The sequence below is a fragment of the Bacillus sp. Medicinal_06 genome (assembly GCF_056711665.1).
On the sequence record NZ_JBWYHD010000004.1, the window covers coordinates 1 to 16,397 of the forward strand.

At 37.1% G+C, this 16,397-nt stretch carries 19 protein-coding genes, 7 tRNA genes and 4 riboswitches; of the genes, 24 read left to right on the top strand and 2 right to left on the bottom strand.

The annotated features are described in order from the left end of the window. The first annotated feature begins 49 nt into the window (after positions 1 to 49). From AC1M36_RS10240 to AC1M36_RS10280, 9 genes are all read left to right on the top strand, one after another. A tRNA-Asp gene (locus AC1M36_RS10240) sits at positions 50 to 125 on the top strand. A gap of 10 nt (positions 126 to 135) precedes the next feature. After that, a tRNA-Phe gene (locus tag AC1M36_RS10245) sits at positions 136 to 208 on the top strand. An 18-nt stretch (positions 209 to 226) separates the two neighbouring features. Then, positions 227 to 302 (top strand) — tRNA-Thr (locus AC1M36_RS10250). Positions 303 to 305: 3 nt separating this feature from the next. Then, positions 306 to 376, top strand: a tRNA-Trp gene (locus AC1M36_RS10255). Between the two features lie 10 nt (positions 377 to 386). Further along, positions 387 to 463, top strand: a tRNA-Ile gene (locus AC1M36_RS10260). A 3-nt stretch (positions 464 to 466) separates the two neighbouring features. Further along, positions 467 to 541: transfer RNA gene (locus tag AC1M36_RS10265), tRNA-Asn, on the top strand. 1 nt (position 542) lies between these two features. Continuing rightward, a tRNA-Glu gene (locus AC1M36_RS10270) sits at positions 543 to 614 on the top strand. 170 nt (positions 615 to 784) lie between these two features. Beyond that, positions 785 to 1,204 (top strand): CBS domain-containing protein, encoded by a 420-nt coding sequence (locus AC1M36_RS10275; protein WP_336450638.1) that lies wholly within the window; start codon positions 785 to 787, stop codon positions 1,202 to 1,204. A 338-nt stretch (positions 1,205 to 1,542) separates the two neighbouring features. Beyond that, on the top strand, positions 1,543 to 2,694 hold the full coding sequence (locus AC1M36_RS10280; protein WP_336450639.1) for a DUF3965 domain-containing protein: 1,152 nt from the start codon (positions 1,543 to 1,545) through the stop codon (positions 2,692 to 2,694). 90 nt (positions 2,695 to 2,784) lie between these two features. Here AC1M36_RS10280 and AC1M36_RS10285 read toward each other — a convergent pair whose 3' ends face one another. Next, the gene (locus AC1M36_RS10285; RefSeq protein ID WP_336450640.1) at positions 2,785 to 3,117 is read right to left on the bottom strand and encodes a hypothetical protein; all 333 of its coding nucleotides are present in this window, start codon (positions 3,115 to 3,117) and stop codon (positions 2,785 to 2,787) included. Positions 3,118 to 3,123: 6 nt separating this feature from the next. Further along, positions 3,124 to 4,197, bottom strand: a complete 1,074-nt coding sequence (locus tag AC1M36_RS10290; protein WP_479845821.1) for an SH3 domain-containing protein — start codon at positions 4,195 to 4,197, stop codon at positions 3,124 to 3,126. A 554-nt stretch (positions 4,198 to 4,751) separates the two neighbouring features. Next, positions 4,752 to 4,863, top strand: a riboswitch (TPP riboswitch). Positions 4,864 to 4,924: 61 nt separating this feature from the next. After that, positions 4,925 to 5,027: riboswitch (TPP riboswitch) on the top strand. An 84-nt stretch (positions 5,028 to 5,111) separates the two neighbouring features. Here AC1M36_RS10290 and tenA point away from each other — a divergent pair. From tenA to kdpA, 15 genes are all read left to right on the top strand, one after another. Continuing rightward, on the top strand, positions 5,112 to 5,807 hold the full coding sequence (gene tenA / locus AC1M36_RS10295) for a thiaminase II (protein ID WP_336450642.1): 696 nt from the start codon (positions 5,112 to 5,114) through the stop codon (positions 5,805 to 5,807). Then, the gene (locus AC1M36_RS10300) at positions 5,776 to 6,525 is read left to right on the top strand and encodes an ABC transporter ATP-binding protein (protein ID WP_479845822.1); all 750 of its coding nucleotides are present in this window, start codon (positions 5,776 to 5,778) and stop codon (positions 6,523 to 6,525) included. The genes tenA and AC1M36_RS10300 overlap by 32 nt, the downstream gene beginning before the upstream one ends. Then, a complete protein-coding gene (locus AC1M36_RS10305) occupies positions 6,522 to 7,274 on the top strand; it encodes an ABC transporter permease (protein ID WP_479845823.1) in 753 nt (250 codons plus the stop codon). Before AC1M36_RS10300 ends, AC1M36_RS10305 begins: the two co-directional genes overlap by 4 nt. Further along, positions 7,271 to 8,272, top strand: coding sequence for an ABC transporter substrate-binding protein (locus AC1M36_RS10310; protein ID WP_479845824.1), 1,002 nt, complete (start codon positions 7,271 to 7,273; stop codon positions 8,270 to 8,272). The genes AC1M36_RS10305 and AC1M36_RS10310 overlap by 4 nt, the downstream gene beginning before the upstream one ends. A 10-nt stretch (positions 8,273 to 8,282) precedes the next feature. Continuing rightward, positions 8,283 to 8,903: a thiazole tautomerase TenI gene (gene tenI, locus AC1M36_RS10315; protein WP_479845825.1), complete on the top strand. Its 621-nt coding sequence runs from the start codon at positions 8,283 to 8,285 to the stop codon at positions 8,901 to 8,903. Continuing rightward, entirely contained in the window at positions 8,896 to 10,005 is a 1,110-nt protein-coding gene (gene thiO, locus AC1M36_RS10320; RefSeq protein ID WP_479845826.1) for a glycine oxidase ThiO, read from the top strand. Before tenI ends, thiO begins: the two co-directional genes overlap by 8 nt. 15 nt (positions 10,006 to 10,020) lie before the next feature. Beyond that, on the top strand, positions 10,021 to 10,224 hold the full coding sequence (gene thiS, locus AC1M36_RS10325) for a sulfur carrier protein ThiS (RefSeq protein ID WP_336450648.1): 204 nt from the start codon (positions 10,021 to 10,023) through the stop codon (positions 10,222 to 10,224). Between the two features lie 2 nt (positions 10,225 to 10,226). Continuing rightward, a complete protein-coding gene (locus AC1M36_RS10330; protein WP_336450649.1) occupies positions 10,227 to 10,997 on the top strand; it encodes a thiazole synthase in 771 nt (256 codons plus the stop codon). Continuing rightward, positions 10,990 to 12,009: a thiazole biosynthesis adenylyltransferase ThiF gene (locus AC1M36_RS10335; RefSeq protein ID WP_479845827.1), complete on the top strand. Its 1,020-nt coding sequence runs from the start codon at positions 10,990 to 10,992 to the stop codon at positions 12,007 to 12,009. The genes AC1M36_RS10330 and AC1M36_RS10335 overlap by 8 nt, the downstream gene beginning before the upstream one ends. 16 nt (positions 12,010 to 12,025) lie before the next feature. Beyond that, on the top strand, positions 12,026 to 12,838 hold the full coding sequence (thiD, locus tag AC1M36_RS10340) for a bifunctional hydroxymethylpyrimidine kinase/phosphomethylpyrimidine kinase (protein ID WP_479845828.1): 813 nt from the start codon (positions 12,026 to 12,028) through the stop codon (positions 12,836 to 12,838). Positions 12,839 to 13,119: 281 nt separating this feature from the next. Further along, positions 13,120 to 13,267: riboswitch (cyclic di-AMP (ydaO/yuaA leader) on the top strand. Between the two features lie 93 nt (positions 13,268 to 13,360). After that, entirely contained in the window at positions 13,361 to 13,759 is a 399-nt protein-coding gene (locus tag AC1M36_RS10345) for a hypothetical protein (RefSeq protein WP_431613305.1), read from the top strand. A 16-nt stretch (positions 13,760 to 13,775) separates the two neighbouring features. After that, complete coding sequence (locus AC1M36_RS10350; RefSeq protein ID WP_336450653.1) at positions 13,776 to 14,006, top strand: hypothetical protein; 231 nt, start codon at positions 13,776 to 13,778, stop codon at positions 14,004 to 14,006. Positions 14,007 to 14,269: 263 nt separating this feature from the next. Beyond that, positions 14,270 to 14,415, top strand: a riboswitch (cyclic di-AMP (ydaO/yuaA leader). Between the two features lie 101 nt (positions 14,416 to 14,516). Continuing rightward, the gene (locus AC1M36_RS10355; protein ID WP_336450654.1) at positions 14,517 to 14,621 is read left to right on the top strand and encodes a signal peptide protein; all 105 of its coding nucleotides are present in this window, start codon (positions 14,517 to 14,519) and stop codon (positions 14,619 to 14,621) included. Then, complete coding sequence (gene kdpF / locus AC1M36_RS10360) at positions 14,618 to 14,698, top strand: K(+)-transporting ATPase subunit F (RefSeq protein WP_000972378.1); 81 nt, start codon at positions 14,618 to 14,620, stop codon at positions 14,696 to 14,698. The genes AC1M36_RS10355 and kdpF overlap by 4 nt, the downstream gene beginning before the upstream one ends. A gap of 19 nt (positions 14,699 to 14,717) precedes the next feature. Then, positions 14,718 to 16,382 carry a potassium-transporting ATPase subunit KdpA gene (gene kdpA / locus AC1M36_RS10365; protein WP_431613307.1) on the top strand — a complete coding sequence of 555 codons (1,665 nt, stop codon included), beginning with the start codon at positions 14,718 to 14,720 and terminating at the stop codon, positions 16,380 to 16,382. Positions 16,383 to 16,397 lie beyond the last annotated feature (15 nt).

Sequence of the window (16,397 nt, forward strand, 5' to 3'; positions counted from 1 at the left end):
GCTCATAACCCGAAGGTCGCAGGTTCAAATCCTGTCCCCGCAACCAAATGGTCCCGTGGTGTAGTGGTTAACATGCCTGCCTGTCACGCAGGAGATCGCCGGTTCGACCCCGGTCGGGACCGCCATTTACATAAAGGCTCGGTAGCTCAGTCGGTAGAGCAGAGGACTGAAAATCCTCGTGTCGGCGGTTCGATTCCGTCCCGAGCCATCTTTTTTTTTTTGAAAAGCCGGCTTAGCTCAATTGGTAGAGCAACTGACTTGTAATCAGTAGGTTGGGGGTTCAAGTCCTCTAGCCGGCACCACTTAGGGGCATAGTTTAAAGGTAGAACAGAGGTCTCCAAAACCTCCGGTGTGGGTTCGATTCCTACTGCCCCTGTAAGAAATATGGGCCTATAGCTCAGCTGGTTAGAGCGCACGCCTGATAAGCGTGAGGTCGATGGTTCGAGTCCATTTAGGCCCACCATATTCCGCAGTAGCTCAGTGGTAGAGCTATCGGCTGTTAACCGATCGGTCGTAGGTTCGAGTCCTACCTGCGGAGCCATGGCCCGTTGGTCAAGTGGTTAAGACACCGCCCTTTCACGGCGGTAACACGGGTTCGAATCCCGTACGGGTCATAAAAAAGAGTCAGCAATTAGCTGACTCTTTTTTCTTGTGAAAATATAATGCGAAAGCTTTTTCCTTTTGTATATACGATAACATTAATTTGAAATTCCCTTTATTTCATAATAAATAAAGGGAATTTGGAAAAACTATAGTATGTATAAGAAGGAGGGAATAAAGCTACATGACAACAGTTAGAGAATTTATGAGTACCGATATTGTACAGTGTACACCGCTAGATAATGTATATGAAGCTGCTGTGAAAATGAAAGAAGAGGACATTGGAATGATTCCAGTTGTAGAGAACAATCAAGTGGTTGGTCTTGTCACTGATCGTGATTTAGTTGTTCGTGGAATTGCTGAGAAACATCCCGGGTCTAATAAAATTACAAATATCATGACTACAGGAATTGTGTCTGTTTCTCCTGATGACTCTATTGAAAAGGCTACAGAGTTAATGGCGCAGCACCAAATTAGAAGACTACCTGTAGTTGAGAATGGCGGGCTTGTTGGGATGTTAGCGTTAGGTGATTTAGCAATAGCAGAGAAAGCTGATGATCAAGCAGGATTTGCTTTAAGTGAAATTTCCGAGCATACAGAATAAAGGAATATCTGCAGATTATTTTTCGTTTAGAGAATAGGTAAGATTGGATACGTTTTATTAATAATGTAAATAAAGCTATATTGTGATTAAAGCGTATCCAAAATATTACGCATAGATATAAATATGCTTCATTAAATGTATCTGGAGAATGACATATGTTAAGTTCATTTGAAATTTTATTTAACAATTTCCATTACTAATTTTTGTTATGTTAAAAAATGATATAATAATAAATAAAAGCTTCATAAGGAATTTTGAATATAATAATATTTATAATATTATGATTATCTACTAAACTATCAAAGATTTTATATAAATAGAAACGGAGGGGAAATAATATGAGGGAGGTACAGAGTAATCCAAATTGGAATTTGGTTACAGAGGCTTATGTGGAACCAACTAATTTTGCAGATTTATTTTCCTTACTTGTACCAAATCATCCAAAAGGCGAAGGAAAAGAACGGACAATTTTAGCTTGGAAAGAAAAAGAATTTTATAAACAGGAAAACTTGGCTCCGTTTATTTTATATGGAATGAATAAAGTGAAGGAGTTGCCACAGTTTCATAAAGATGAAATACCAACTTTAGTTCGTATTGTTCGTTTATGTCAGGACATCGGTTGGTATAAGGAAGCTTATACATTTATGGTGAACCATAAATTAGATGAATTTGTACATACATCTATGGAATATGAAACGTGGGATGTTTTAACCCAAGTTGTGGCTTGGAACTACTTAATTGTAAAATATCGCATCGGGAAATCGGAAAATAGAGATGTAATGATATGGGAAAGAATTAAATTTAATGAGGAATGTATTGAAAAATGTGAAAAGCTATTATCTCATAAGGAAGTAATGGAACTTACATTTTTTTATATTTGCAAACAGGCAAAACGATTGTCCAAAGAAGAATTGGATCAAGAGATGATGAATTTAGCAATATACTGTAATACATACGTTTATGACTTATACATATATGACTTATTAAAAAAATATCGTAAGTGTACGGATTTTTTAACATATTATGGACCGAGTCGTTCTGTTGTTGCATGTCAAAGGGCTGTAATCGCTCAAATTTCTGACCGCCTTAATCCGCTAAAAACTACTCATGTGGATGATTATCTTTATGTAATGAAGGAAATGATGGAGCATATGTCATTTGAGTTTATGAATCGATACGAGCACTTCATTGGAAAACTATTATCATATGTACCATTTTTTGAAATGATTCAAGTTCCGCAACATGCATATTATTGTGAAGAGTTGATGTATGTTTGTAAAGGAATTGAACATAAAGAAGAAATCCTGCGGAATTATATATTTATACAATTACACGATTGTTTACCGTCATTTATTAAGCAATTTCTAAAGAATAAGCGTTATGCAACGATTCATGATATTTTATTTTACTGGTGTGATGATGAACAACGAATGGGCTTAGAGAAGAAATATAATTTAAGTTTTATTTATGAACGATATGCGTGTGGATAAAAAGAAATTTTTCAATATAATGTATAGATGAAAAAAGGGGTCTCATTTTAAGTGAGACCCCTTTTTTCGTCGTAAATGTAGAAGGCTGTTCTAAGCTTCTTGTTGGTTCTTACGGTGTTCAGGAATATAAATATATTGGGAAATGATGGTTAGCACCCCTATAAAAAATACAGGGAATATAGCAGCCATATGAAAACCACTATAAATAATATTTGTTATTAAGCCGCTTATAATAATAAATGCAGTATATATATGAGAAATTTGTTTCTTCAGTCGAATTTTGAATGCTTCCATCAATGATTCAATAGCAACAAATGAGATGACGATACCCAAAAAGACAAGGTTCGTATTGTAAATGACTAAGCAACAGATTAAACCGAGAAAAGCTATATACTCAATTATTAATGGTATATTACGTGACATATAATATTACCGAACCAAATAAGGCAGTGGATTTACTGCGTTTGTCTTTTCAAAATTCCATTCACCATTATGTAATTCAAAATGGAGATGTTGTCCAAATGAATGACCTGTATTTCCCATATATCCTAATAATTGCCCGGTTTGAACTTGATCACCAACTTGTACTGAACGGTCTTTCATATGAGCGTAAACGGTTGTATATAGTTTACCTCGAATATGATGTGCTACAAATACGACATTTCCATAGCTAGCAGAGTAATAAGACTTTATAACTTTACCTGCAGCAGCTGCATGAATTGAAACATTACCTGGTGCGGAAATATCTATACCATAATGCATTTGTTCCCAGCGCATATCAAATGTAGAACTAATCGTTCCTTGAGTAGGGAATTTAAAAACAGCAGGAATAGAAGGAGCGGCTTGTCTCGTTTGTGGTTGTTTTTGAATAATATAATGCTTTGCTACAAATCCGTAAGATGTTCCGAAGCGAACTTTGTACCAGGTACCAACTGTTTCTATAACAGTGACTTGTGTTCCGTTTTGTAAAGCCCCAATTACAGCAGTATCTGTTCCAGCTCCACGGCGGACTTTTAAGGTAGGTGTAGCAACGTAAAAGGAAGATTCATTTTGTATTGTAACCCCTTTTACTAATGCTTCTGATGTATGAGATACAAATTCTTTTTTTACATATCCTTGTTGCCCATTATGTGAGACTTTATACCAATCCCCTTTTGTTTCTTGGACGGAGATGAATTTACCATTGGATAATCTATCAATAATAGAGGATTTGATATTTGGTTTAGAACGAATATTTAACACATTGGCATTTACGATATAACTATTGTTCCGTTCAGTATATTTAGTAAACGCAATATTTGTTTTTTTTAAGGAGTTAGTTTTATCTCTTGTATTTATCCTATTATTCAAATATAATATTTCTGGGCCTGGTTTTATATGTTGAATGTTTTGTGTAGGCAATTCTTGGGCTGCTGCAGTACGTGTGTCTACTTGATTTATGGATGGAAGTAGAGATGTGACTGCGACAGTAGTTGCCGTTAAAGCTGTAGCTTTCTGTTTCATCTAATATTAGCCCCCCATCGATGTATTAATATATTTTTTATTATAGTATAAAGATATAATATTTTGTGCATTGTTCACATAACTGTAATATGATATGTGAAAAAAATAACGACTTTTTAATGGAATCGAAATATATTACAAGAATAACAGATAAACAATCATTAGAGTTTGGATAAAAGATAATTATATAAATATCAGTTAAAAAATCGACATAAAACCTTTCTTTTTGAGTGGGAGAGAGGATCCGTCCATGGATAGAAGCGGTCAGGGCCTTTTTCTGCCCCATGCCGTGTGAAAACAAAAAGTGGGGATAAATGGAGAATTGTTTTTGCTTTCATAGCCGTAGCTCATATGTCGAAAAATCAAAATGGAGTTATATAGTATTTTCAGAATAAATATAGAAATACAAATTGAAAAAATGGAAGAAGAACGTTTTTAGGTGGGGAAGAGAATCCGCCTATGCATAGAAGCGACCAGATCCTTTTTAAGTGCCATGCTAATTTAAAACAGTTGCTGATAACACATGACAATGTTATACTGACTATGGTAATTTCATATTGTGCTAGGAGAGCTGGTGTTGCCAGCTGAGAGTAAGACCGAAAGTCTTTTATCCTTTTACTACCTGATCTAGATTATGCTAGCGTAGGGAAGCAATTCGGACATGAACATTAGGTCCCCGTTTCTTTGCGTAAAGAAACGGGGCTTTTTTATTTGCCAATTTAATAGTGAAAACCACTAGGGGTGCTTTGCATGCTGAGAGAGGAATAATCCTTAACCCTTACGGACCTGATCTAGGTAATACTAGCGAAGGGAAGTGGAGCAACGAATAAATGTATTTTTATTTGCTGAACCACTTCTTATATAGAAGTGGTTTTTTATTTTAATAAATAGATATAAAGGAAGGGGAAATATAAATGAAATTTTGTGAGAGGTTATTTGAAACTGTGCAGCCTGTTTGGGAGAAAAGTCATAACCATCCATTTGTAACTGGAATGGGGGATGGCACGTTAGAAAAAGACAAATTCCAATATTACATCGTACAAGATTATTTATATTTGCTAGACTATGCGAAGGTTTATGCAATTGGAGTTGTAAAGGCAACGAATCCATATGTGATGGGGAAATTTGCAGAACAAATAGATGGTATTTTAAATGGAGAAATGACGATTCATAAACAGTATGCAAAACGTCTTGGTATTTCTATACAAGAGATGGAGGAAGCAAAGCCATCTGCTAAAAATTTAGCGTATACAAACTATATGATGTCAGTATCTCAAAATGGCACGCTTGCAGAGTTAATTGCGGCTCTTCTTCCATGTATGTGGAGTTATTGGGAAATTGGAAAGCGTTTAAATGATATTCCAGGAGCGAGGGATCATGAGTTCTTCGGAGAGTGGATTCAAGGATATAGCTCAGAAGAGTATGGAAGTCTTTGCATTTGGCTAATGGATTTATTAAATGAACTAGCTGAAGGGAAATCTGAACAAGAGCTAGCTAGATTAGAAGAGATTTTCTTATATTCTAGCCGATTTGAGTATTTATTCTGGGATATGGCGTATCGTAAGGAGATGTGGGGTTTTGAGGAGCAAGAGCATACTACAATTTCATAATGTTTCCTTTCATTATGATGAAAAGCCAATCATAAACGGTCTAGATGCTTCCGTGCAAGAAAAAGAGTTTGTTAGCATTATTGGGCCGAGTGGCTGTGGCAAAAGTACATTGTTTCGTTTAATTACAGGATTAGAAGAACCTACGGCTGGAAATATTCAACTGACAGAAACAACGAGTCATCCTGTAGGGTATATGCCACAAAAAGATATGCTTCTGCCGTGGAGAACGATTATTGAAAATGCAGCATTGCCGTTAGAGTGCCAGGGGATAAAGAAAAAAGAAGCACATGTAAAAGCAAAAGAGCTGTTAGAACAATTTGGTTTACAAGGATACGAGAACAAATATCCGAAAGATTTATCAGGTGGTATGCGGCAACGAGTATCCTTTATTCGAACCTTATTAACAGGCGGGGACGTTTTGTTGTTAGATGAACCTTTTAGCGCATTAGATGCTTTAACGAAAGCAACGTTGCAAGAATGGTTGTTTGAACAATGGAAACAGTGGCAAAAAACAATTTTATTTATCACACATGATGTGGAGGAAGCGCTTTTTCTTTCCAATCGAATTTTAGTTGTGACCGAGCAGCCTATTACCACTTTGACGGAGCGTATTGTACCACTTGGAATAGATCGCTCAAGAAAAGATTTGCATAAACCTGAGATATTAGCTTTAAAAGATGAATTACTTAGTATGCTGCAAAGGCAGGTGCTCGTATGAAGCGTGTGACAGAGTTATTACCTGCACTGATTTTAAGTAGCATACTGCTCATAGCTTGGGAGGTGGGAGCTAGAATTGTTGACGAGATGTACATATTGCCATCTCCTACTGCAATTCTAGCGAAAATGTGGGCGTTGCAAGATATATTGCTTACAGTTCATTTGCCGGCAACGTTATACGTGGTTTTGATAGGAGTTGTTATTTCCATTGTACTTGGTGTGGGGCTCGCGATGTTAATGAATGCTAGCACATGGATAGAAAGAGCATTTTATCCGTTACTAGTTGCATCACAAACGATTCCAATTACAGCGCTAGCACCATTGTTTGTTTTATGGTTTGGATATTCAATTTGGAGCAAAGTAGTTGTGACCGTTTTGATTACATTTTTCCCAATTGCCGTAAATACGTATGATGGGTTACGCAGTACGAAAAAGGAATGGGAGGAGCTTTTAGTTACATATGGTGCAACGAAAAAAGATATTTTTCTAAAGTTAAAATTGCCATCTGCACTTCCGTACTTTTTCTCTGCTTTAAAAATAGCTGTTCCGCTTAGTGTAATTGGAGCAGCGATTGGCGAGTGGCTTGGTGCACAAGCGGGTTTAGGATACTTTAGTAAACGAATGATGACGCAGTTAGATGGGGCAGGCGTATTTGCACCGATTGTACTGTTATCATTACTAGCTATTTTCTTTGTATTACTCGTTTCGATATTAGAAAAGAAATTCATTAGTTGGAGGAAACATTCATGAAATTATTCAAGCGCATCTTTGTGTTTACATTATTAGTTGTAATGATTGCAGGATGTTCTAGCAATTCAGTATTAGAGAAGCAAAAGAAAGAGAAAGAAATTACAGTGATGCTCGATTGGTATCCAAACGCGGTTCATAGTTTTATCTATGCAGCGATTGAAAAGGGCTACTTTAAAGAAGAAGGAGTAAAGGTGAATATTAAATTCCCATCTAATCCAACCGATCCATTAACGTTAGCGGCAGCAGGAAAAGTAACAGTTGGTCTATACTATCAGCCAGATGTTGTCATCGCAAGAGCAAATGAACAAATTCCAGTGAAATCAATTGGAGCTGTGGTCCGTTCACCACTAAATCATGTTGTATCGTTAAAATCAGCAGGTATTAAATCACCAAAAGACTTAGAAGGTAAAACAGTTGGTTATTCTGGAACACCTTTAAGTGAGGCATATTTAAAAACGATGGTAAAAGAAGCTGGTGGAAATCCTAGTGCTGTGAAAGTAGTAGATGTTGGATTTGATTTGGTGCCGGCGTTAATTACGAAAAAGGTAGATGCTGTCACAGGTGCTTACATTAACCATGAAGTTCCTGTTATGCGCCATCAAGGCCATGAGCCAGCATACTTTAATCCAGCTGAGTATGGTGTACCAAATTATCATGAACTTGTTTTTGTCACAGGTGATAAAACATTGAAGAAAGATAAAGAATCATTACAAGCATTTTTACGTGGTGCGAAAAAGGGCTACGACTTCATGAAGAAAAACCCAGATGAAGCACTAAATATTTTATTAGATCATCAAGAAAAAGAAAACTTCCCGCTTGTTCCGGAAGTTGAAAAAGAAAGTATGAAAATTTTATTAGAGAAAATGGAAACGAAAGATGAGCCATTTTTATCAGACACAAAAGAGTCATGGGAAAAACAAAATAAATGGTTGAAAGAAAAAGGAATGACAAAAGAAAGCATTCCTGCCAATGAATTATTTGAAAATATTTTAAAGTAGGCGAGTGAATATGAAAGGCGAGCTCCATGTTATCTCAAATGGTCAGATGACATTCGAAGAGTTAACGAATGTAGCGATGCAAATTGAGAGTGAGATTGATTATTTGCATATTCGTGAGCGAGAAAAAAGTACGAAAGAGTTGTATGAAGGTGTGGAAGGTCTCCTAAAGAGGGGCTTTCCAGCATCTAAGCTTGTGATAAATGACCGAATCGATATTGCAATTTTATTACATATCCCTCGCGTCCAATTGGGATATCGAAGTGCAGATGTTAGGTCTGTGAAAGAAAAGTTTTCGTATTTGCATGTTGGGTATTCTGTGCATTCTTTGGAAGAAGCGATAACAGCTTTCAAAAACGGTGCAGATTCTCTTGTTTATGGCCATGTATTTCCAACGGATTGTAAGAGGGGCGTTCCGGCAAGAGGATTAGAAGAAATTTCAGATATGGCAAGGCGATTAACGATACCGATTACAGCTATTGGAGGGGTAACACCTGAAAATACAGCAGAGGTTCTTCGGTCTGGTGTGAGTGGTATTGCTGTTATGTCTGGAATTGTCAGTAATCGTACTCCATACGAGAAAGCAAGATTGTATAAGGAAACAATAAGAAAGTGGGCGGAAAATCATGAGTAAGGTATATGATGTAGCCATTATTGGCGGTGGTGTAATGGGTAGTTCAGTTGCACATTTTCTAGCGGAAAGAGGATACCAAGTGGTGATTGTTGAGAAACAAAGAATTGCATCTGAAGCTTCTAAAGCAGCGGCAGGTTTGCTTGGTGTACAGGCGGAGTGGGATGCGTATGATCCACTATTTGAGCTTGCTAGGAAAAGCCGTGAAATATTTCCGCAACTTGCAGAAACGTTACGTGAAAAAACGGGTATTGATATTGGGTATGAAGAGAAAGGTATCTATCGTATTGCTCAAACTGAAGATGAGAAGGCAAGAATACTAGATATTATGGGCTGGCAACAGAAAACAGGTGAAGAATCATATTTTATGACCGGGGATGAGCTTCGTGAAAAAGAGCCATTCCTCTCTTCATCCATTATGGGGGCTGTATACTATCCGAAAGATGGTCATGTCACTGCGCCGGAACTTACGAAAGCATTTGCGCATTCTGCAGCCGTTTCTGGAGCTGATATATATGAACAAACAGAAGTATTTGATATCAAAATAGAGAACAATCGAGTAGTAGGGATTATTACGAATGAAGGTATGATTCTATGTGAAAAGGTAGTAATTGCCGGGGGCTCATGGAGCACAAAACTTCTTCATCATTTTGATAAAGAGTGGGGTACATACCCTGTGAAAGGAGAAGTTGTTGCTGTAAAGAGCCGTAAACCCCTACTAAAATCTCCTATTTTTCAAGAACGATTTTATATCGCGCCAAAACGTGGTGGACGTTATGTAATTGGAGCAACAATGAAGCCTCATACCTTTAATAAATCTGTACAACCAGAAAGTATCACTTCAATACTAGAGCGTGCTTATACAATCTTACCAGCTTTGAAAGAAGCAGAATGGGAAAGTGCTTGGGCGGGGTTACGCCCGCAATCTAATCACGAAGTTCCTTATATGGGAGCGCATGAGGAAATAAAGGGATTGTATGCTTGTACAGGCCATTACCGAAACGGAATTTTATTAAGTCCTGTTTCTGGTCAATATATGGCAGATGTAATAGAAGGAAAGCAGGGGAGTCATTTACTAGATTCATTGCTTTCTAAAACGGTTTAGAAAGGGGATGGAAGCTTGAACTTAAAAATTAATGGTAAGCAAGTAGAGGTACCTGGGAGTGTTAAGACAGTAGCAGAACTGCTTACGCATTTAGGATTAGATACAAAGATTGTTGTAGTAGAACGCAATACAGATATTTTAACAAAAGAAGACCATCAAAGCGTATCTGTTTTTGATGGAGACCAAATTGAGATTGTAACTTTCGTAGGAGGCGGTTGATTATGTTAAACATTGGACCATTTACATTCAATTCTAGACTTTTATTAGGAACAGGAAAATTTTCAGATTATGATGTACAAAGAAAAGCAATTGAAGTATCAGAAGCAGAAATTTTAACATTTGCAGTACGTCGTATGGATATATTTGATGCAGACCAACCGAATTTGTTAGAAAAAATTGATGTGAAAAAGTATACATTACTACCAAATACAGCAGGAGCGAAAAATGCTGAGGAAGCAGTTCGTATTGCGAAATTAGCAAAAGCTTCAGGGCTTTGTGACATGGTAAAAGTAGAGGTTATTGGAGATGACAGAACGTTATTACCAGATCCAGTAGAGACATTAAAAGCCTCTGAAATGCTACTAGAAGAAGGTTTTATCGTTCTTCCTTACACATCAGATGATGTTGTATTAGCTCGTAAATTACAAGAGCTTGGTGTTCACGCGATTATGCCTGGTGCATCACCAATTGGTTCAGGTCTTGGCATTGTGAACCCATTAAACTTAAGCTTTATTATTGAGCAAGCAAAAGTACCAGTTATTGTTGATGCTGGTGTTGGTAGCCCAGCGGATGCTGCGTTTGCAATGGAATTGGGAGCAGATGGCGTGTTATTAAATACAGCTGTATCAGGCGCGAAAGACCCTATTAAAATGGCATCCGCAATGAAACTAGGTATTCATGCAGGGCGCTTAGGATTTGAAGCAGGGCGTATTGCACGTAAGCGCTGCGCGACGGCAAGTAGTCCTTTAGAAGGAATGAGTGTAGTTGAATAATCGATATTCTCGCCAAGAGCTATTTTCTCCAATTAGAGAAAAAGGGCAACAAAAGATAGGAGAAAAGCATGTACTAATTATCGGGGCGGGAGCACTTGGTAGTGCGAATGCAGAGATGCTTGTGAGAGCTGGTGTTGGCCGTGTAACAATTGTCGATCGCGATTATATTGATTGGAGTAATTTACAACGTCAGCAGCTATATTGTGAGGAGGATGTAGAAAATAATCTTCCCAAGGCTATAGCAGCCCAAAGGCGCTTGCAAGCAATTAATAGTCATGTAACGATAAAGGCTCTTGTCCAGGATGTAACAGCTGAAGAATTAGAAGAGCTCGTTAAAAATGTTGATATCATGATTGATGCGACTGATAATTTTGAAACACGTTTTATCGTTAATGATATATCACAAAAGTATTCTATTCCGTGGATTTACGGGGCGTGTGTAGGAAGCTACGGTCTTTCTTATACGATTTTACCAGGAAAGACTCCGTGTCTATCTTGTTTATTACAATCCATCCCGCTTGGCGGAGCGACATGTGATACAGCAGGGATCATTTCACCTGCTGTATCTCTCGTTGTTTCTCACCAAGTAACGGAAACTCTTAAACTTTTAGTAGGAGATGATGAGGCACTTAGGGAAGAGCTTGTATCGTTTGATGTATGGAAAAATGAATATTCATGTATGAATGTACAAAAACTTCGAAAACATAATTGTCCTTCATGTGGTGAGGAAGCTGTGTATCCGTATTTAAATAAGGATAATACGTCAAAAACTGCAGTTTTATGCGGGAGAAATACAGTTCAAATTAGACCTCCCCATAAAGAACAATTAGATTTTGAACGGTATAAAGAACTGCTGCGCGATCGTGTAACTGATTTAATGGTGAATCCATATTTATTATCATTTTCGGTTGAAGATAAGAGACTAGTTGCGTTTCAAGATGGCCGGGTTCTTGTACATGGAACGAAAGATATAGTAGAAGCAAAAACAATTTACCATCGTTATTTTGGATAGGAAAAGGGTGAGTGAGATGAAAGTGAATAAAGCTTTAACAATTGCTGGATCTGATAGCGGCGGTGGTGCTGGGATTCAAGCAGATTTAAAAACATTTCAAGAGCTAGGTGTATATGGAATGACGGTTATTACTGCTATTACAGCCCAAAATACACTTGGTGTGCAAGGTGTATATCCAGTTGCAATAGAAGGGATTCAGGAGCAATTAAATTCTATTGGTACAGATTTAACACCAGATGCTGTGAAGCTTGGTATGCTATTTAGTAGCGAAATTATTAAGGTTGTTGCAGAAAACATTAAAAAATTTGGCTGGAATAATATTGTACTAGACCCTGTTATGATTGCAAAAGGTGGAGCATCTCTATTACAACAAGAAGCTGTGCAAGCATTAAAGGAATATTTACTACCAATTGCCACAGTTATAACTCCCAATGTACCGGAAGCAGAAGTATTAACAGGAATGGAGATTCATAATATAGAAGATAGCAAAGAAGCTGTAAAAGTATTGCACAAATTAGGTGCTCAGTATGTTCTTATGAAAGGTGGACATGCTGAATACCAAGGTAACGAAGTAATTGATTTACTTTTTGATGGTCAGCAGTTTGTTGAATTTAGAAGCGAAAGAATTGATTCAAAACAAACGCATGGTAGTGGTTGTACATTTGCATCTGCTGTAACGGCGGGACTTGCAAAAGGGTATCCGATTGAAGAAGCGGTTCAAGAAGCGAAACAGTTTATTAGCATAGCAATTGAACAGCAATTAAATATTGGAAGTGGTCATGGACCAACGAATCATTTTGCATATAAACGACAAGAAACACGTGTATAAATATTCGTATTCGGAAACAGGAGCTAGCAGGCTCCTGTTTTTGTCGTTATTTGTCGCGCGGTCGATATCCTTTGTCGAATCGCCGATATATTGAAAAAATCGCTGATATATGTTGAGAAACGGTCGATATATTTGGATTTGCGCCGATAAAATTTCATTTGCCAATTTTTCTCTACAGCGCTCTTGCTAAAAATTCTATCTCTCCCGTTTAACGGTCATATAACTGGCTTTTTTGTTGTTTACTTTTTCCATATTTAGGAGTATTATATCAGCCAGAATCTTTTTTTGTAACGCTGAGTCCAATTCATTTGGAGCGGAGGAACCAAATTGTGCATGGTCACTAGGGGTGAATCTTTCATGATGAAAGTAGGGCTACTCTCAAAGTCCGAATCCGACAGCTAACTTCGTAAGCGTCTTGGGAGAGGATGGTGCATGGATGGATATATCGCTTCATCGGTCTGATTAGTATAGGAGAATATCAATCTATATTCGAATTCTTTTATGCTAAGGAGGAAGATGTACATGGATGAGGAAAAAGAATTAACACTCGTTTGTGTAGGGGAAGAAAGTAAAGTAAATAGTTTAAGAAAGTTAATATCTTTTCAAAGTGATTTAATTATTTTTACAGCAAATGAACAAATAGCAGATGAAGTGCGAGCATATGGCTTTGAATCAACGTATTACTGCAATAAGGAACTAAATATAACAAGTATTTGTAACGGAATAAAAAAAGTAATCTTACTAGGAGATGAACTTCCAACGGTTAGTTTCTTTACGGAGCGCATTCGCTTTTCTTTTCAAGCGCCTATTACAGTTGTTACAAGGAATAAACGATATCCCGTAAGGCTCTATGAAACAATTGGAGCTAAATTTGTAGTGTTTACAAATTGTGATAACATTTCTTTTTTATTTTTTGAATAGGGCGGAGGAAGTGAAGATGAAGGTGTTATTACGTGAGGATATAGCAAATCGTTGGGCGGTATCATTGGAGCGAGTTCAAGAATTAGCCATGCAAGATCCTATTTTTCCAGATCCATATATAGTCTTGCCATCGAAAGATAATTTGTATTTAGAAGCGGATATTATTGAATATGAGAAACTGCATGTGGAGCTGTCACAAATTTATATTCGAGGGAGAAATTTACGTTCATTTTTACAAAGAGAATAAGTTTTGAATAGAAAAGAGAGCGAGTTTTAAGTGTTACAAACTATACACTTAAAATCATTCGCTCTTTTTTCTTTCATATTTAAAAGATGATTAATGAAAAAGAAAGGAAAGACAAGGAAACAGATGAGAAAATATTAAAAACCCTTAATGTAAACGCTTAAACGGCGGGATATTTTCTTATTTTAGGTAATTTTCCTCTTTACAAGTGAAATAGAGAGGAGTATATTTACATTCATAAATTGTTCATAAAAATTTCCAAAAACAACCTGATATCGCTGAGTCCAATTATTTGGAGCGGGGGAACCAATTTTGTGCATTGTCACTTGGGGTGAATCTTTCATTACGAAAGTAGGGCTACTCTTTAGGCCCGAATCCGACAGCTAACCTCGTAAGCGTTTGGAGAGGAGGTTTACTTTTGTGTTGTTCATTTTTGAACACTGAGTAGAGCCTCAGTGTTCTTTTTTTGATAGGTAAATGGTAAATTTTAACATTTTGAAATGAGGGATTGGAATGCTAGATGTAGTGATAATCGGAATCTTTGTTGTATTAGTAGCATCGATGATAGGGCTTACGAGCTGGTCAGATAAAGTTGTGAAAGAAGGGAAGCAATCATGATGATTGCCTTATCAGTTATTGTAGCAGCGATTACTGTGTATTTAGTTTATGCGTTATTAAATCCGGAGAAGTTTTAATTAGGGGGAAAAGGCGATGATGGTATGGGTGGCAGCTATCGTAACGATATTATTATTTGTGCTACTAGCGAAACCGATGGGGGCTTATTTAGAAAAAGCGTTTCAAGGTAGTAAAACATTAGAGAAAGTATTTGGACCAATTGAAGGAGTCATTTTTAAATGTGGTGGTATAAAGCAGTGTAATCAGACATGGGTACAATACGCATTAGCGATGTTGTTAACAAATGGACTTATGATTCTATTTGTTTATCTTGTTTTTAGATTGCAAGGTATTCTCCCATTAAATCCAAGTAAAGTGGAGGGTATGGAACCTACACTTGCATTTAATACAGCAATTAGTTTTATGACGAATACAAATTTACAACATTATAGCGGTGAAAGTGGTTTGTCGTATTTATCACAGATGATTGGAATTACGTTTATGATGTTTACTGCACCAGCGACAACATTAGCGTTAGCAATTGCATTTATTCGTGGTCTAGCAGGAAAAGAATTAGGAAATTTCTTCGTTGATTTTGTTCGATCAATTATAAGGGTGTTAATGCCAATCGCATTTGTTATGGCACTTGTATTCATAGCACAAGGAATGCCACAAACGTTCAGTGGCACTGCGGTAGCACATACACTTGAAGGTGCAAAACAGATGATTCCGCGCGGTCCGTTAGCATCTTTAGAATCTATTAAAATGCTAGGGAATAACGGTGGAGGATTCTTTGGGGTTAACTCGGCACATCCTTTTGAGAACCCAACAGCAATTACAAATGTATTACAAATGATGCTTATGATGTTGATTACAACATCAATTCCATTCACATATGGAAGAATGATAGGCAGTAAAAAACAAGGAAGAATTTTATTTGTATCCATGCTCATGATGTTTATTATTGGATTTGGTACAGTTGTAACGGCTGAATTACAAGGAAATCCAGTATTAAATCATTTAGGAATGGATAGTACAGAGGGGAATATGGAAGGGAAAGAAGTTCGATTAGGAACAGTAATGACATCTTTATTTGCGACAGTAACAACTGCTTCTGAAACAGGTGGGGTTAACGCGATGCATGATACATTTACGCCAATTGGCGGGATGTTACCACTTGTGAATATGCTGTTAAATACAGTGTTTGGCGGTGTCGGGGCAGGATTTATAAATGTTATGATGTATGCGATGATTGCGGTCTTTATTTCAGGTTTAATGGTCGGACGTACACCAGAGTTTCTTGGTAAAAAGCTAGAAGGAAAAGAAATGAAGCTAATCGCAGTAACATTATTATTCCAACCATTATTAATTTTGGGTGCATCAGCGATTGCTTTTTCTACAAGTTTAGGCACGGATGCAATTACAAATTCAGGATTCCATGGTATTACACAAGTAATCTATGAATTTACTTCATCGGCAGCAAATAATGGTTCTGGTTTTGAAGGATTAGCAGATAATACACCATTTTGGAATATTTCAACCGGACTTGTGATGTATTTAGCTCGTTTCTTTGGCTTAGTCACAATGCTTGCAGTGGCAGCTTCATTGAAAGAGAAAACATTAGTACCGGAAACAGTCGGAACATTCAGAACGGATAACGGTTTATTTGGTGGAATTTTCGTTGGCACAATTTTTATTGTTGGTGCATTAACATTCTTCCCAGTATTAGTATTAGGGCCAATTGCAGAGTTTCTAACTCTATAAGAAAGAAGCGAGGGG

Excerpts from the sequence above, each read along its gene's own strand:
- AC1M36_RS10275 (WP_336450638.1), top strand. The coding sequence starts at position 785 with ATGACAACAGTTAGAGAATTTATGAGTACCGATATTGTACAGTGTACA.
- AC1M36_RS10280 (WP_336450639.1), top strand. The coding sequence starts at position 1,543 with ATGAGGGAGGTACAGAGTAATCCAAATTGGAATTTGGTTACAGAGGCT.
- AC1M36_RS10285 (WP_336450640.1), bottom strand. The coding sequence starts at position 3,117 with ATGTCACGTAATATACCATTAATAATTGAGTATATAGCTTTTCTCGGT.
- AC1M36_RS10290 (WP_479845821.1), bottom strand. The coding sequence starts at position 4,197 with ATGAAACAGAAAGCTACAGCTTTAACGGCAACTACTGTCGCAGTCACA.
- tenA (WP_336450642.1), top strand. The coding sequence starts at position 5,112 with ATGAAATTTTGTGAGAGGTTATTTGAAACTGTGCAGCCTGTTTGGGAG.
- AC1M36_RS10305 (WP_479845823.1), top strand. The coding sequence starts at position 6,522 with ATGAAGCGTGTGACAGAGTTATTACCTGCACTGATTTTAAGTAGCATA.
- AC1M36_RS10310 (WP_479845824.1), top strand. The coding sequence starts at position 7,271 with ATGAAATTATTCAAGCGCATCTTTGTGTTTACATTATTAGTTGTAATG.
- tenI (WP_479845825.1), top strand. The coding sequence starts at position 8,283 with ATGAAAGGCGAGCTCCATGTTATCTCAAATGGTCAGATGACATTCGAA.
- thiO (WP_479845826.1), top strand. The coding sequence starts at position 8,896 with ATGAGTAAGGTATATGATGTAGCCATTATTGGCGGTGGTGTAATGGGT.
- AC1M36_RS10330 (WP_336450649.1), top strand. The coding sequence starts at position 10,227 with ATGTTAAACATTGGACCATTTACATTCAATTCTAGACTTTTATTAGGA.
- thiD (WP_479845828.1), top strand. The coding sequence starts at position 12,026 with ATGAAAGTGAATAAAGCTTTAACAATTGCTGGATCTGATAGCGGCGGT.
- AC1M36_RS10345 (WP_431613305.1), top strand. The coding sequence starts at position 13,361 with ATGGATGAGGAAAAAGAATTAACACTCGTTTGTGTAGGGGAAGAAAGT.
- AC1M36_RS10350 (WP_336450653.1), top strand. The coding sequence starts at position 13,776 with ATGAAGGTGTTATTACGTGAGGATATAGCAAATCGTTGGGCGGTATCA.
- AC1M36_RS10355 (WP_336450654.1), top strand. The coding sequence starts at position 14,517 with ATGCTAGATGTAGTGATAATCGGAATCTTTGTTGTATTAGTAGCATCG.
- kdpF (WP_000972378.1), top strand. The coding sequence starts at position 14,618 with ATGATGATTGCCTTATCAGTTATTGTAGCAGCGATTACTGTGTATTTA.
- kdpA (WP_431613307.1), top strand. The coding sequence starts at position 14,718 with ATGGTATGGGTGGCAGCTATCGTAACGATATTATTATTTGTGCTACTA.